Below are 16,167 nucleotides of genomic sequence, written 5' to 3'. Positions count from 1 at the left end.
GTTAAGTAAAGGAAGAGTCAACTTATGGATAAAAATGCGATAAAGAAATATGCGGTGTGGGCGCGTAAGGAGTTGATTGCGCGTGTCACACAGAAGGCAGAGCAATATGAGATTACAGAGAAGAAGACTGCTCCTGCGGATGCGGATAGCATTGGCGGCAGGGTGCTTACTGTAGCAGAAAAGAAGCAGAGGCAGGCATTGATTGCAAAAATCAACCAGGATGGATTTGAACAGGTGATGGAAGAAGTGGCTTATACCTGGTTCAACCGTTTTACTGCGCTCAGGTTCATGGAAGTGAATAATTATCTGCCGAGCCATACCAGAGTTTTCACCAATGAAAACGGAGAGTTCAAGCCGCAGATTCTGGCGGATGCGATACAGCTGGATCTGGAAGGCTTGAATATGGACAAGGTTTTTGAGTTGAAGGATGCCAACAAGACGGAAGAACTGTATAAGTATCTTCTGATCACTCAGTGTAATGCGTTGTCCGGTATTTTGCCGCGCATGTTTCAGAAGATTGAGGATTATACGGAACTGCTTCTGCCGGATTATCTTCTCCGTGAGGGAAGTGTGATTGAGCAGATGATCGCATTGATTCCGGAAGAAGATTGGACGGATCAGGTTCAGATTATTGGATGGCTTTATCAATTTTATATAGCTGAGCCAAAGGAGCGGCTTATAAATGCACGAAAACAATATTCAGATAAAGATATAGCTACAGTTACAGAGCTGTTTACACCAGATTGGATTGTGAGATATATGGTGGAAAATGCCCTGGGCAGATTTTGGTTAAATACGCATTATGATGCAAATTTAAAAATATCATGGAAATATTATTTGGAATCAAAAAATGATAATAATTTCAACAATGGTGATGGAATAAAACCAGAAGATATCCTTGCAATAGATCCTTGTCAGGGAAGTGGACATATACTGGCATATATGTTCGATGTTTTTGTTCAAATATATGAATCATATGGTTATTCTGCCCGAGATGCAGCATCAAGCATTGTGAAATACAATTTGTTTGGACTTGATATTGATGAGAGAGCTACCCAACTTGCATATTTTTCGATTATGATGAAAGCGAGACAGTATGATAGGCGTTTTTTTACACGAGATATTCAACCAAATGTCTATTCGATAGTTGAAAGTAATAATATCGATAAGGATCTGATAAACTATTTTATTGATGGGCGAGAAGACCTAAAGAGTGCTCTTCACACTATTCTCAAAGAGATGAAAGATGCAAGGGAATTTGGGGCTATTCTGAATATCTCTGAAGTGAATTTCGAGGCATTGAATGATAGAATAGACGAAATAGAAAATGAAAAAGAACTAAGTTTTTTCAGGTATCAAGTACATGATGTTTTGATTCCTTTGATCAATGTAGCAGAGATAATGTCGAAAAAATATCATGTAGTGGTTACAAATCCTCCTTATATGAATTCTACATATATGCCGGAAAAACTGAGAGCATTTATTCAAGAAAATTATGCTGATTATAAATCGGATTTGTTCTCTGTATTTATAGCTAAAATACTGTCGTGGTGTAGAAAAGATGGACAAATAGGTTTGCTGACGCCATATGTATGGATGTTTATTTTGAGTTATGAAAAATTGAGAGTAAAGATTCTCCATCAAGCATCTATTACGTCAATGGTTCAACTTGAATATAATGCGTTTGAAGGAGCAACTGTTCCGGTGTGTGGTTTTACACTTCATAACTCAAACACAGGGGAACCAGGCGAATATATACGTCTTTCTGATTTTAAGGGAATTGATGTTCAAGAACCTAAAACTCTCGAAGCTATCAAAAATCCCGAATGCGGTTACAGGTACACCACGTATCAATTGAACTATCAAAAAATTCCTGGGCGATGCATTGCTTACTGGCTAAGTGATGAGGCAGTAAGTCTGTTTGAGAAGGGTATCCTATTGTCTGAATATGCTGATCTTAAACAGGGATTGATAACTGGTGATAATAATCGTTTTCTACGATTCTGGCAGGAATGTGATTCAAGAAAAATAAGTGTTGGGGGAGACAGAACTAAAAAATGGTATTTCTATCATAAGGGGGGAGAGTATAGAAAATGGTACGGAAACATTAATCTGGTTGTAAACTGGGAAAACAATGGAGAAGAAATTATTAATTTCAGAGATGATAAGGGTAAACAGAAGTCGAGACCACAAAATGTAAAATATTATTTGAGAGAAGGGTTTACTTGGACCGCATTAACTATAGCAGATTTTAATGTGCGTTATATGCCCTCTGGTTGCATTTTTGATGCTAAAGGATCATCTGGATTTATTAATAAAGATGTAGATGTCAGATATTTTATAGGACTATGCAATTCAAAAGTTGCTATGGAATTTTTGTCGTTCTTAGCGCCAACTATGGATTATAACGCTGGTGCAGTTGGTAAATTACCAGTTCTTATTGATGATGAAAAGAAAAGTGAAATAATTAGCTTGGTAGATGAATGCATATCAATTTCAAGAGAAGACTGGGACGCTTTTGAGATTTCTTGGGATTACAAAAAGTCTCCGCTGATTAGAAACACCGGATTAATTTCTGAGGCCTATCGTCAATGGTCTGAAGAGTGCGATAGAAGATTTTCGAAGCTAAAAGAAAATGAGGAACACCTTAATGATATTTTCATACATATGTATGGTTTTGAGTCAATCGTAGATTCATCTGTTAAAGAGGAAAATGTTACCGTTAGGAAAGCAGACTTAAAAAGAGAAATAAAAGGTCTAATTTCATATGCTGTTGGATGTATGTTTGGTCGATATTCTTTGGATGAAGATGGATTAATATATGCAGGAGGAGAGTGGAATCCTGACCGATATAAATCTTATATGGTTGATCAGGATAATATTATTCCAATATGTGATGATGAATATTTTAATGATGATATTGTTGAAAGATTTGTTGATTTTATTAGAACAGCCTATGGAGATGAAACGTTAGATGAAAACTTAAGGTATATTGCCAAAGGGTTGGGGGGGAGTGAAAACCCTAAACAAGTGATAAGAAAGTACTTTAATGATTCATTTTATCGAGATCATTGCGATATGTATCAGGTTCCTGGATCCGGAAAAAGGCCTATTTATTGGCTGTTTGATTCAGGAAGAAAAAATGGATTCAAGTGTTTAATCTATATGCATAGGTATAAAGCAGATATTATTGCAAGAATAAGAACGGACTATGTTCATGAACAGCAATCACGGTATAGAACAGCAATATCTGATTTAGAACAAAGAAATAGTGGAGTAACTTCTTCTGAGAGAGTAACAATTAACAAACGATTACAGGCGCTTCAAGATCAGGCTGCGGAAATAAGAGAATACGAAGAGAAAATACATCATCTTGCCGATCAAATGATATCAATAGATTTGGATGATGGATTCAAGGAGAATTATTCAAGGTTTCAAGATGTATTAGCAAAAGTTAAATAAGAGGTAGAGTGATATGGTGTGGGTTTGTAGAGCTGGACAAAAATCGATTTATGCACAGTATTATTTCGAATCCGGGAAAATATATATCCCGTGGGATGGATTCAAAGAAGACTTGAAGAAATATCATGATAGAGCCTTATTGAAAGAATTAGTTATAGAAGAGAAGGGAAGAGTATCAAGGACATCCATCTCCAATTGGGCTGGTCAGTTGTACACGTTCTGCCAAGAAATGAAAATTGGTGATTATGTCTTGATTCCATCAAATAGTAGTCATCAGTTCACCTTTGCAAGGATAGCTGGTGACTATGAATACAATCCTCAAAATAAGGAAGGATTGTGGCATAGTCGAGATATTGGGATTATTGTAGACTACATTCCAAGTTCAATTTTTTCTAAGTCAGTGCGATATTCATTAGGGGCATATAGAACTATTTTTAAGGCTAAGGACGAAGAAGAGATCCTTACAGAAATAAATAAATATATAGCAAGAAAGGATTTGTAGTGTGGATTCAGATAAGATCATGCAAGAATTGAATCAGCGTTTTGCCGCACCACTGCCGGAATTCTATAAGCGCCGTATTATATTCTGGTACGATGAAGATGGAGAGTTTCGTGAGAGGCTGGATGAGGTTGCGCTGAATAATGCAAAGTTGGTCGTATTGACCGGAACCAATAACTTTGCAGTGAAAAAGCTTCTGTCAGTGGACGATACTACAAATAATTATCTGATATATTGTCCATTGTCCTATGAGAAGCCGGAGGATAACTGGCTTCTGGATATTGAAATGTATAGTGAAGAATTCCGGGCGGATCTGATCTCTATCTGGATGGACGAGATGGGAATTCCGTCAACACCTGCGATGCGTAAACTGGTAAAGGACTACCGAAAGTTTTTCAAAGCAAAAGTGCGCAGAGATAAAATTGCAAGCCAGAACAAGGTGCCAAGCGTTCCGGCTCAACTGCACATGGCTGTGATGGGTGCCCTGGGTGGTATTAAAGATGTCACGTCGGCGGCGATCATCAAGGAAGTGCTGAAGGCCGGTATGGACACCGACACGAATGATCTGTATCAGGAGTTTGTAAACTATGGTGCGGATAAGGCTTTTTGGAGTATGGTGAAGCAGGGATCTGGCTACGTTGCTGAGCAGCCGGATGTTGCGATGCTGGCAACGCATATACTTCTGACAGCGATCACAAGGACGATGAGGCTGGAATATCTGGCGGGACTTGACGGGTTCATTTCTTCGCCGCATCAGGCGTTTTGCTTTGATTTTGTTTCCGACTGGCTTCATGCTGAAGATCGGGAACAGCTGATAGAGATCGCAAAATCCGTGGAGGGTGAACTAAAGCTGCCTCAGCGGTTTATGAAGCTGGAGGTCAGTGACCTGGTGGATACGGAAGTCTTTCCGTGTCTGGATGAAGTGATCCTGATCAAGCTGATGACAGAGATCGGAGATCATATCATTGATGTGGATGTGATCAGGCGGACAGTAGAGAAACGCCGGACGTGTGTGAACTATGAGCCATTCAATGATTATTACGAGGGGATCCTGCAGGTGGCGAACATGCAGGCGTTCTATAAAAAGCATTCGACAGGCTTCCATTCCGCCGAGGCGAAGAAGGTCTGGAAAGAATATACTTCTGAGTATTACAAGATGGATACTTATTACCGTTTGTTCCATAAGAGCTATGGGGAAAGCCTGAAGGCATACAATTCCGATCTGCATGACCTGTTCCGCTCTGTCATGGAGAAGGTGGAGGGGCTGTATAAAAACTGGTTCCTGGGACAGCTGGGCGGAAACTGGCAGGCAGTATGTTCTGAGGAACTGGCAAAGTATGGCCGGATTTTGGAAGTGCCACAACAGGCGGACTTTTACAGAAACCGCATTGACAATGCGGACAGCAGGGTATTTGTTGTCATTTCCGATGCTTTGCGGTATGAAGTGGCAGCTTCCCTTGCGGAGCAGTTAAGACGTGAGACGCAGGCGGATGTAAAGCTTCAGGATGTTCAGGGTATCTTTCCGACTATCACGAAGTTCGGCATGGCTGCGCTGCTTCCGCATAAGGAACTGGAAGTGGAGCTGCATGGTGAAGTTCTGAAGGTTATGGCGGACGGCGTTTCAACGGATGCCGGATACAGAGATAGGATCTTGAAAGCGGAGAAGCCGAATAGCGTGGCAGTAAAATACGAAGATCTGGTAAATGCGAAGAGGACTGACCGAAGCGCAATGGTAAAGGGAATGGATGTTGTGTATATCTATCATGATACGATTGATGAGGCAAGCCATACATCCGATACGATGGTGTTCCCGGCCTGCGATGATGCGATTCGGGAATTGAAGAACCTGACGAAGATTATCTGTAATGATTTTGGGGCAACGCATATTCTGTTTACCGCAGATCATGGTTTCCTCTATACCTATAGTCCACTGACCGAGGATGACAAAATCGACAAGACCGGATTTGTCAATCGTATTGTGGAGTACGGCAGACGCTATGCAATCATGATGAGGGATTCGGATCCTGATTATCTGCAGAAGGTTCAGTTTTTGGGTGGAACATCCGAGTATGATGCTTTTGCGCCGAAGGAAAATGTAAGAATTAAGATGAACGGCAGCGGGCTTAATTTCGTTCATGGTGGAATCAGCCTTCAGGAAATGGTCGTGCCGGTTATTGATTATCATTTTCTGAGAAATCAGTACAAGCAGTATCAGAGGAATCAGAAGAAGTATGATACGAAGCCGGTGGAGGTGAGCCTCCTGTCGGCAACGCATAAAGTCAGCAATATGATCTTTTCGCTGAACTTCTATCAGAAAGAGCCGGTAGGGGATAATCGTGAGGCGGCGACCTATCAGCTGTATTTCACGGACAGCAATGGAAAGCAGATCAGCGATGTTGCGAAGATCATTGCGGATAAGACCAGTGATAACGGACAGGAGAGGACATTCCGGTGCAGCTTCAATCTGAAGCCGCTGAAATATGATAACAAGGAAATCTATTATCTCGTGATTGCGGATGCGGACGGCCTGGTCGTATCAAGGGAAGAATTCCAGATAGATATCGCCTTTGCGGTGGACGAATTTGATTTCTTTAGTTAAGGCGGAAGGAGAGAATATATGGAGCCTATCGCTGAAAATGCTGTAGATAAGCGTGAGGAAATAAAGAACAAGCTCCGTGAGAGTTTTGACGGAAAGATCGTCCGAAAGGATCTGACGAAGAAGATCAAGGAAGGAGCGAATGTGCCGGTGTACGTGCTGGAGTTCCTTCTTGGTCAGTATTGCAGTTCCGATGATGAGTCTATCATTGAGCAGGGGGTACAGAATGTGAAGCGGATACTGGCGGATAACTTTGTCCGACCGGATGAATCGCAGAAGGTCTTGTCAAAGCTCAGGAAAAAAGGAAGCTATACCGTCATCGACATGATCACGGCACGGCTTGATATGAAGCGGAATATTTATATTGCAAGTTTCTCTAATCTGGGTATCGACAATGTTCTCCTGGAAGATGAATACCCGGAGAAGTTCGACCGGCTGCTTTGCGGCGGTATCTGGTGTATTGTCCAGCTTGATTACGAGTATGTGGAAGAAGAAAAGAAGAATGGGATGCCGGTACAGATCCGGAAGTTGACTCCGATCCAGATGCCTCATGTGGAGATTGACGAGCTGAAGGAAGGCAGGAAACGTTTCACAGAGGATGAGTGGCTGGATATCATGATGCGTTCGATCGGTATGGAGCCGGATACTCTGTCTGAACGTGAGAAGTGGCTGCTTCTTTTACGTATGGTTCCGCTGGTAGAGAATAACTTCAATTTGTGTGAACTGGGTCCGAGATCCACAGGTAAGTCCCATCTGTATAAGGAAATATCGCCGAACAGTATTCTGGTATCCGGCGGACAGACCACGGTGGCCAACCTTTTCTATAACATGGGAAGGAAGACAATTGGCCTTGTCGGTATGTGGGATGTCGTTGCTTTTGATGAGGTTGCCGGTATTCATTTTAAGGATAAAGACGGGATCCAGATCATGAAGGATTATATGGCATCCGGGTCCTTTGCCAGAGGCAAGGAAGAGAAGGCGGCCTCCGCATCAATGGTCTTTGTGGGAAATATTAATCAAAGTGTGGATGTTCTGTTGAAAACTTCCAGTCTGTTTGATCCGTTTCCGCCAGAGATGGGAACAGATACAGCGTTTCTGGATCGTATACATTGTTATATTCCGGGTTGGGAGATCCCGAAGTTTCGGCCGGAGCATTTTACAAATGATTATGGTTTCATCACGGATTATCTGGCTGAGTTCCTGCGGGAATTGAGAAAAGAACAGTACGGGGATGCCCTGGATGAGTATTTCCGTTTGGGAAGGAACCTGAATCAGAGAGATACGATTGCGGTCCGGAAGATGGTGGGTGGTCTTGTGAAGCTCATGTATCCGGACGGCGAATATACAAAAGAACAGCTGGAAGAGATCTTGAAGATTTCTCTGGAAATGCGCCGGCGCGTTAAGGAACAGCTGAAGAAGCTGGGCGGCATGGAGTTCTATGATGTGAACTTTTCCTATATTGATCTGGAAGATATGTCCGAGCATTATGTTTCGGTGCCTGAGCAGGGCGGCGGCAAGCTGATCCCTGAAGGGCTGTGCAATCCGGGACAGGTTTATACCGTATCACGGGGAAAGTCCGGAATGATCGGAGTGTTCCGTCTGGAAAGCCAGATGCTTCCGGGCAATGGCAAGCTGGAGCGGACCGGACTGGGATCTGACCGTGACGCGAAAGAATCTTCCAATACAGCTTTCAATTATCTGAAGGCGAACGGTAACAGGATCAGTGGTTCCATCAGTACAACGCAGAAGGATTACATTATCAATTATCAGGATCTGCAGGGAATCGGTATGACCGGGAAGCTGGCTCTGCCGACGTTGATTGCACTGTGTTCTATCGCTTTGGGAAGACCGGTGCAGAGTTCCACGGCGATCCTAGGTGAGATCAGTATCAGCGGTACGCTGATCAAGGTGGATAACCTGGCGGATACGCTGCAAGTGTGCCTGGATTCCGGCGCGAAGAAGGTGCTGCTTCCGCAGACATCGTTTGTAGATTTTGCAACGGTGCCGCCGGAGTTGATGAGTGCGTTCCAGTTAATTCCGTATCAGAGTGCGGAGGATGCGGTGTTTAAGGCGTTGGGGGTTGAGTAAGGAGATAAAATGGATAGAATAGTTCAAAGTTATATGGAGTCATTTTTGACTTCGCAGCAAATAGAAGAAAAAGATCAAAGCAAACAGTTTGAAATGTTTGCTTCATACTGTGCGGTGGAACAACATTATACAGATACCTATAGCCTGACAGATATTATTACTGCTAAAGGTGACGATTGTGGAATAGATGCAATCGCGATTATAATCAATGGGAATATGATTACATCCAAGGATGAAGTTGATGATTTAATTGAGCTAAACAAAAAGCTTTCAGAAATCAGTTTCGTTTTTATTCAAGCAAAGACTTCTTCCAGTTTTGATTATGGAGAACTTGGTACATTTGGTGCAGGGGTTAAGGATTTCTTTTCGGATCATCCCCAGATGGTGAGGAATACATTGATTGAAGAAAAAAGCAAGCTTGTTGAATATATTTTTTCTAAAGCTACATACATTAAGAAAAAGCCCACATGTATTCTGTATTACATCACAACAGGAAAATGGGTTGATGATAGAAATTGTGTAGGAAGAATAGAAATAGCAAAAGATGATTTGATGGATATGAACATCTTTGAAGAAGTCAGATACATACCTGTTGGAGCAGATTTGCTTCAAAAATTATATCGAAATACCATTGATGTTATAGAAACAGAAATTGATTTTGCTAATAAGATTCTTCTTCCAGATATTGAAAATGTAACGCAGTCATATCTGGGATTTATAGATTACAGAGAGTACTTAAAGCTTATTACAGATGAAAATGGCGATATTCGCAGAAGTGTGTTTTATGATAATGTTCGTGATTACCAGGGAGACAATCCGGTTAATCATGAAATGGCAGAAACTGTAAGTAATGATCCCAATAAATTTGTTCTTTTCAATAATGGCGTTACCGTTATTTGCAAAAAATTGTCTTGCCTTAGAAACAGATTCACACTGACTGATTATCAGATTGTTAATGGCTGCCAGACAAGCCATGTTCTGTTTAATAATAAAGATGTCATTACGGAGGATTTACAAATTCCGATAAAAATTATTGAAACAGAAAATGATGATACTGTAAATCAAATTATTAAGGCAACAAATCGTCAGACACAAGTTTCTGACGAACAACTGATAGCTTTAAATGAATTTCATCGAAAATTGGAAGCTTTTTATGCCACTTTTAGTGGCGCAAGTCGCTTGTATTATGAAAGAAGGTCAAAACAGTATAATTATGGAACGGATATTGAAAAGGTACGTATTGTCTCCATTGCAATACAAATTAAATCTGTAGCATCCATGTTTTACGACAAGCCTCATCTTGCCAGTCGTTATTATGGGAAATTATTAAGTTCCATAGATGGTATTTTTAGCGATGATCATCAATTGCTACCTTATTATACATGTGCATTTACTTTATATAGGCTTGAGTATCTTTTCAGAAATAAGACATTGCCATCTCAATATAGGAAGTTTAAATACTACATACTGATGATGCTTAAATATAGCCTTGCCGAAGACAAAATTCCTGAGATGAATGCGCATAAGATGAATAAACTATGTGAGGTGATTCTTAAAGTAGCAAATGACAATGTGAAGCTTGCAGAAGAGGTTAACAAAGTTACGCCACTTATAGATAAGTATGTCGATGATATAACTAGCAATGAGTCTACAAAGTCAGCTTCTCTTGTTGATAGTTTAAAGTCTGAATTCCATGCCAGAAGATAGTGATAAATATGGTAGAAAATTATAAGGTTATCACACTATGTGGCAGCACCGGATTCAAGGTCGCTTTCATGGGAGCTCAAAAGCGAAAGCTCGATACGACTGATGAAATGTATGTGATAAATGTCGGAGATTATATCGATGAGAGTATCCGGTCGTAGATTGACTATTCTAAGGAAACGAGGAAGAGGATGAATTATCTTAGAAGAAAAAGATCCATATGCGGCGTAGGCCACAGATGGATCTCATAACCTTAAAGATGGCTTACGGTGTCCATATATTCGTCAAAGATCGGGCGAAGAGTAAGGATCCAACCGTAAAGCGTCCGGTACGGTTTGCCGAGAATGACGGAAGCTTCCTTGAGGGTGTGCTCATGCCCGAGAAGTTCCACCAATTCCGTGTATTTACTGTATTTCGGATGTTGTACCTTGATAAAGCGGATCAGGCCATATAAAAGTTCCATGTAGTCATCCGCCTGATTGAGCGGGTACGGTGATGCGGGATCAAAGGGGGCCTCATTTCCATGGTCATCAATGACGGTGAGGGTGGAAAAGAAAACCTTGCCTTTTGTTGATTTGAAGGATCTGTAATACTTACATTTGGCGCAGTCATTCATGATGGTTTTCGGAGTGGTGCCGCCTTCCTTGTATTCAGGGTTTGGGATTCTGCAGGGGCAAAATCTGGATTTACCGCCTACTCCGCCGATGATGCAGCGGTTTTCCTGTTTGTAGCGGTATTCTTCCATCCATTGATCCCTTTTGAAGGTGTCGTAGGTGGATTTATCAACTTCCAGCTTGATAGCCGGAACTATTTCGCCTTCAACACGCATCTTGGTGAGAGAAGTGCCGATGCGCTCCTGTTCGGAGGTAGCTTTGTACTGGCGAATGCCTTCCTCATCGGTTTCAAAGAGTACATAATACTTTTTGTCGCTGGTTTTCTCAGAAGTGTATTTATTCATGTTATTCTCCTTTTTCATGGCGATTGCCTGAAATCGGAGGATGCACACTGCTGAGACTGTCCTTGCTGCTGGCCTGAAAAAAGGCACACAAACAAAGAGGTAAAGCACAATGTTTCAGATGGATCCTGCGGATCTGGCCAAAACGGTATGTGCATCCTCCTGCTTATGCGCGCTTAGATCAAAGCAATCAGATTCAATTTTTAAAGTGCTGTGTTGTTATGGTTGGATCATTGATCCAGTGTATTGGGTGGGCGGATTTTATACATGGTGAAAGCCTCCTGTGGTTACGCGAAGATGTTGTCCCTCAGGTCCAGGGATACCTTGAGCCCCTGATTGAAACGGATTTCATCCTCTGGTCGTAAGGTGTCTACAACTTCGATGATGTCATCACGATCAATCGTCATGATCTGTCCGCACTTGATCATTGCAGGTTTGTAGTCAAGACCGGCATACCACTGGATCGGTACATTGGTTCTGATGTCCAGGCGTTTCACCTTGGATGTGATGTAGCAGATGATCACGCTGTCGGAATAACGGTTTCCCATGTTGTTCTGACAAACGACAGCATAATGGTCGCCTTGCATGATGTGACTTCCGGCTGAGCCGGGGAAAGGGTTTTTAACAAAAACAATTGAGTTGCGTTTTATATCCTTCTTTTTCATATTCGAAATCTCCTTGTCGCTGATGGACTCTCATTTACTCTGTGACTGTCCCCCGTCGAGGACCTTCCTTCGAAGGTGGCGCAGGATAAAAAGGTTCTTTATCCTTTGCTGATAGGAGTTTCGGGTTTATAAAGTTTGAGGTCAATATCTCTAAACAGGGCAAAATGGCTTTATAAGGTTTATTAGGTTTATTCTTTTTGAAAGGGGATAAAGAATGGGTGAAATGAACATTCCCTTCCTCTGTGGAGGCACCTTTTACATCCTGCTTTTGCAGGCATTAAAGAAAGACAGGCGTATCCGTCTCAATGATCTGGATGGGTATAAAGCAAAAGAAAAAGCGATTAACGATGTTACCTGCCTGAAGGGGTTAGTAAGAACGTTTTATGATTTTAATGAGCATTTTTCGGACAGTACCTTCACTGCTCATAAGAATCAATATAAGTTGTGTGAAAAAAACAGCACAGACTGGCTGCGGTTTGAGACTCAGTATTTAGTCGATGCGTATGATAAAAAGGTCAGAGACAATTACGCTCTTGCGCTGGAGGAAATGGATAGCTTTATCGATGCTTTTATTGATGATGGTGATCTTGGAAAGAAGCTGGTCAGAGCACTGCTTGAGGTTATTGATTTGGACAGAACGATAGATGATGATGCCGAATTTGTGGTACAGGCCGGTGGCAGAGTAATAGATAAAAAGGGACTTTTAAAGCTTTCTAACATTGGAGCAAGGCCGTTTCTGCTGTCTGTATGGCACTTTATCATAACGAAACGTGGATCGGAAAACACTTTGGGTGCCGAAACTGTTGGCCAATGGCTGCACCATAAAACAAGCCAAGCTCCTTACAAATATGTAGGTACTGTTGGAGAGCGTTACGCTTTGGATAAGGAAATATCGTTTAAGAAGGCTGTGACTGACTCTGTAGATGAATCTGGAACACCGGAAAGCACAGAATATACGGATTCAGATAATAAGGCGGAAGAGGATCGGGACGATGAATATTGTGAACAAAGAGAAGCTGGAGGACAGGGGACAAATCAGATTTTGAATGCCCAAACAGTATTCAATCAAAGAGCAGAGAAGATTGTGAATATTGAGCATGTAGAACACTTACAGATATAGGAGTAATTAATCATGGCAAATGAGATACAGAAGACCGGCCCTGCAGGTCTTTCAAATAATGTAGCAGGAGTAAATCAGCAGGCAGAGAAGATTGTTAATGTGAATCGCGCGGATTCTATCACAACCGGAAATATCACCAACAATATGTATTTTGCAGCCACGGATCAGAGGCAGGCAGTAATCTCCGGAAATTATGGAACCAGTCATGAATACTATAATCTCTTTGTGCAATTTGAAGAGACATTTTATGATCAGGGACATTTTTATGTGACTAAAGATCGTGCATTGAATTCCAAACTCACATCAGACTATATACGGGATAAAGTCAATGGGTTGGAGCCGGAGGCAATTGAACAGATAAAAACATTTCCTGCCATCTTCTGCTCCGAGAATCATGAAATGGGGAAAACCGATGATGATCAGATGGCATACTATGGGCTGGTTACGGATGTTAAAGTCCAGGATAACGGGATCAAGATATATTACAGAGTATTGAATGCACTTCAGCAGAAGATTCTTAACGAGAACTTATTTGATCTTGGGATAGATGGTAATGATAGATTCAATGAGTTGAATCATACTCATTGGGCAATCAAGAGAATCGATCTGGTTACGACATTAAAAGAGATAGGCGTTTCTGTATTCACTCTGTCTTAAAGGAGGCATTGCTAATGGCGGAGAAACTGGTTACAGGTATACAAGAACTGACAATATCGTCAGCGACATACCACGGGGTAAAAATCAATCCTACATACGTAAATTACTTTTTTGGAAACAATGGTGTAGGAAAAACAACTATTGCAAGAGAGATAGCGAAGCTGAAGAGGCCTGCAAACGAATTGTCCGGTGGCGAAGAGCCAAAGGATGTTCTTTTCGAACCGGGAAAAACGCACAGGGACTTTAACTTTCTTGTATATAATGATGATTTTATCCGGGAGAATTTCCGTCAGTTAGAACATCTGCCAGGTGTCTTCATGATTGATAAAGAAGGTATTAAGCAGGAGGATGACCTAAATGCCACAAAGAAAGAAAAAGACGATGTGGATCGGGAATATGGAGAGCTTCTTAAACAGAAAAAGCTGAAAGAATCCGTGCTGACAACCATGGGAACTACGTTAGAAAATGATTGTTGGAATCTGACAAAAGCGATCAGAGAAAAGTTCTCTGAGACTCAGATGTCTGGCACTAAGACAAAGAAAGGGTTTCTGTCAAAGATCCGGACAGTGCAGGCGCCTACCGGTCACGATGAAGATGAATTGAAAAAACTGTATGATACGGTATTCGATCGGAATGCAAGAACATATAACCTCTTTAAACGGATTTCTGATACAGAAGTGATGGATACAGTTCCTGGATTGGAATTGCTTTCAAAACGTATTGTTAGCAGTAGCGATACGGATTTTGCAAGATTTATAAAAGCACTCAATGCAACGGACTGGGTTCGTCAGGGACACGAAAAATATCATAATACGCCCGACGGTAAATGTCCTTATTGTCAGCAGAAGATGCCGGCGACTTTTGAGAAGGATCTGGCGGATTGTTTTGATGAATCATATCAGCAGGAAGTCAGTGCTTTGGGGCAATTACTTCAAGCGTATAAAACAGCCGGTAATAATCTTTGGAGAGTTCTTCAAGATAACCTTCAGGATGTATATCCCAAAATAGATCCGACGGAATATCGCGATAAGATGACAATTCTGAAGAATGCCATTGGTGCAAATATCCAGATTATCGAACAGAAAATCAAGGAACCAAGTAGCGAAGTGCTTCTTGATCCCATTACACCTTACTTAGAGGAATTGAATGAGCTTATTGTTGGATTCAATATTCAGATAAAAGAGAACAACGACATTGTTAATGCAGCAAGAACCAAAAAGAAAGAATGTACTGAACAAGTATGGGAATTAATGGCATTCCGGGTAGGGGATACCATTGCCAAGTACAATTCTGATCTTGAAAAAGTCTTGGATGATCAGAAAAAAATAGACGATGCGGCAAAGAAAAAACAAGCTTATGCTATGTCGCTTGCTGAAAAAATCAATGAGCTGAATAAGCATACCGTGAATACAGAAGAAGCAATCGCAAACATGAATAAGATGCTTAGAGATTCAGGATTCCAAGGCTTTAGTATTCAGGAACATCCTGCCAGCAAGAACCAATATCAGATTGTTCGAGAAGATGGTGCGGTAGCGGACAGGCTGAGTGAAGGTGAAAGAAACTTTATCGCATTCCTGTACTTCTGTAATTTGGTTCATGGCAGCGGTTGTACTCGAGATGCCCAAGTTATAATTACGAATCATGGAGAAGAGATGATCACGGATGGCCGTGATATGCGTGATAAGATAGTAGTAATCGATGATCCGGTTTCCAGTATGGACAGCAGCACCTTATTTATCGTTAGTTCTCTGGTGCGGCAGATGATTTCAATCTGCCTTAACAATGTCACATTAGGAGAAAAGCCAGAGAAGGGCGATTATATAAAGCAGATATTTATTCTGACTCATAACGCATATTTTCATAGGGAAGTAACAGTGAACCAGGAAAAGAACTATCTGCGAGTATCCTTTTATTTGATCACGAAGTATGACAATAAGTCTGTGATTAAGCACTGCATTACGAAAAACGAAGCTGCTCCTTCAGAAAAGAAAAATTATAATCCAGTGCAGAATTCTTATGCCGCATTGTGGACGGAATATAATGAAGTTAAGAGTTCTATTACATTGAAGAATGTGATCCGGAGGATTCTGGAGTACTATTTTATCCAGATCTGCGGCTATGATGGGCATACACTTCAGGATATCATTCTGGTAAAGAATCGTCATCGGTTTGTGAAAGTAATTGATGAATCTACAGGGGAGGAAGATACAATTGAACTTCGCATGGTGTCGTCTATGATCAATTACCTTGCGGCTGATTCGTTTGGAGTAAATGAAGGTCTGCATTTTGTTGAGGATAGTATCGCACCGGAGATTTATAAGGATCTGACAAAGAGGATATTTGAAGCAATGGGGCAGCCACAGCATTATCAGATGATGTCGTCCATATTTGTGTATGAATAAAAATAACACCGCCAGGGCA

General features: G+C 41.4%; 11 protein-coding genes. 9 read left to right on the top strand and 2 right to left on the bottom strand.

Translation table 11 applies throughout. The features are described 5' to 3' along the window. Positions 1-24: 24 nt before the first annotated feature. Genes pglX through FGQ85_RS18420 form a run of 6 tightly spaced genes read left to right on the top strand, consistent with a single transcriptional unit; the run spans position 25 to position 10,510 of the window. Complete coding sequence (gene pglX / locus FGQ85_RS13050; protein WP_138373665.1) at positions 25-3,462, top strand: BREX-1 system adenine-specific DNA-methyltransferase PglX; 3,438 nt, start codon at positions 25-27, stop codon at positions 3,460-3,462. A gap of 13 nt (positions 3,463-3,475) precedes the next feature. After that, positions 3,476-3,964: a hypothetical protein gene (locus FGQ85_RS13045; RefSeq protein ID WP_138373664.1), complete on the top strand. Its 489-nt coding sequence runs from the start codon at positions 3,476-3,478 to the stop codon at positions 3,962-3,964. 1 nt (position 3,965) lies between these two features. Beyond that, a complete protein-coding gene (gene pglZ, locus FGQ85_RS13040) occupies positions 3,966-6,560 on the top strand; it encodes a BREX-1 system phosphatase PglZ type A (protein WP_138373663.1) in 2,595 nt (864 codons plus the stop codon). Positions 6,561-6,578: 18 nt separating this feature from the next. Beyond that, positions 6,579-8,645: a protease Lon-related BREX system protein BrxL gene (gene brxL / locus FGQ85_RS13035; RefSeq protein ID WP_138373662.1), complete on the top strand. Its 2,067-nt coding sequence runs from the start codon at positions 6,579-6,581 to the stop codon at positions 8,643-8,645. Positions 8,646-8,654: 9 nt separating this feature from the next. Next, positions 8,655-10,352 (top strand): AIPR family protein, encoded by a 1,698-nt coding sequence (locus FGQ85_RS13030; protein WP_138373661.1) that lies wholly within the window; start codon positions 8,655-8,657, stop codon positions 10,350-10,352. A gap of 8 nt (positions 10,353-10,360) precedes the next feature. Beyond that, positions 10,361-10,510, top strand: coding sequence for a hypothetical protein (locus FGQ85_RS18420; protein WP_171027965.1), 150 nt, complete (start codon positions 10,361-10,363; stop codon positions 10,508-10,510). A 92-nt stretch (positions 10,511-10,602) separates the two neighbouring features. On the opposite strand, the gene FGQ85_RS13025 is transcribed toward FGQ85_RS18420, so the two are convergent. Together FGQ85_RS13025 and FGQ85_RS13020 are read right to left on the bottom strand one after the other, a co-directional pair. Then, positions 10,603-11,307, bottom strand: a complete 705-nt coding sequence (locus FGQ85_RS13025; protein WP_138373660.1) for a hypothetical protein — start codon at positions 11,305-11,307, stop codon at positions 10,603-10,605. A gap of 284 nt (positions 11,308-11,591) precedes the next feature. Continuing rightward, entirely contained in the window at positions 11,592-11,969 is a 378-nt protein-coding gene (locus FGQ85_RS13020; protein ID WP_138373659.1) for a type II toxin-antitoxin system PemK/MazF family toxin, read from the bottom strand. A gap of 214 nt (positions 11,970-12,183) precedes the next feature. On the opposite strand from FGQ85_RS13020, the gene FGQ85_RS13015 reads away from it, so the two are divergent. From FGQ85_RS13015 to FGQ85_RS13005, 3 genes are read left to right on the top strand one after another with little or no spacing between them, the layout of a single operon-like run. Continuing rightward, positions 12,184-13,089 (top strand): hypothetical protein, encoded by a 906-nt coding sequence (locus FGQ85_RS13015; protein ID WP_138373658.1) that lies wholly within the window; start codon positions 12,184-12,186, stop codon positions 13,087-13,089. A 12-nt stretch (positions 13,090-13,101) separates the two neighbouring features. Then, positions 13,102-13,746, top strand: coding sequence for a hypothetical protein (locus FGQ85_RS13010; protein ID WP_087179369.1), 645 nt, complete (start codon positions 13,102-13,104; stop codon positions 13,744-13,746). A gap of 14 nt (positions 13,747-13,760) precedes the next feature. Beyond that, positions 13,761-16,148 (top strand): AAA family ATPase, encoded by a 2,388-nt coding sequence (locus tag FGQ85_RS13005; protein ID WP_138373657.1) that lies wholly within the window; start codon positions 13,761-13,763, stop codon positions 16,146-16,148. Positions 16,149-16,167 lie beyond the last annotated feature (19 nt).

The organism is Pseudoflavonifractor sp. BSD2780061688st1 E11 (assembly GCF_005844125.1).
Lineage (GTDB): Bacteria > Bacillota > Clostridia > Lachnospirales > Lachnospiraceae > Sellimonas > Sellimonas catena.
This window is presented reverse-complemented; position numbering and strand designations above follow the sequence as displayed.

Bases quoted from the DNA above. Each gene is read 5' to 3' on its own strand.
- FGQ85_RS13020 (WP_138373659.1), bottom strand. From the start codon at position 11,969: ATGAAAAAGAAGGATATAAAACGCAACTCAATTGTTTTTGTTAAAAAC.
- FGQ85_RS13045 (WP_138373664.1), top strand. From the start codon at position 3,476: ATGGTGTGGGTTTGTAGAGCTGGACAAAAATCGATTTATGCACAGTAT.
- FGQ85_RS13030 (WP_138373661.1), top strand. From the start codon at position 8,655: ATGGATAGAATAGTTCAAAGTTATATGGAGTCATTTTTGACTTCGCAG.
- FGQ85_RS13005 (WP_138373657.1), top strand. From the start codon at position 13,761: ATGGCGGAGAAACTGGTTACAGGTATACAAGAACTGACAATATCGTCA.
- FGQ85_RS13015 (WP_138373658.1), top strand. From the start codon at position 12,184: ATGGGTGAAATGAACATTCCCTTCCTCTGTGGAGGCACCTTTTACATC.
- FGQ85_RS13025 (WP_138373660.1), bottom strand. From the start codon at position 11,307: ATGAATAAATACACTTCTGAGAAAACCAGCGACAAAAAGTATTATGTA.
- FGQ85_RS18420 (WP_171027965.1), top strand. From the start codon at position 10,361: ATGGTAGAAAATTATAAGGTTATCACACTATGTGGCAGCACCGGATTC.
- pglX (WP_138373665.1), top strand. From the start codon at position 25: ATGGATAAAAATGCGATAAAGAAATATGCGGTGTGGGCGCGTAAGGAG.
- brxL (WP_138373662.1), top strand. From the start codon at position 6,579: ATGGAGCCTATCGCTGAAAATGCTGTAGATAAGCGTGAGGAAATAAAG.
- FGQ85_RS13010 (WP_087179369.1), top strand. From the start codon at position 13,102: ATGGCAAATGAGATACAGAAGACCGGCCCTGCAGGTCTTTCAAATAAT.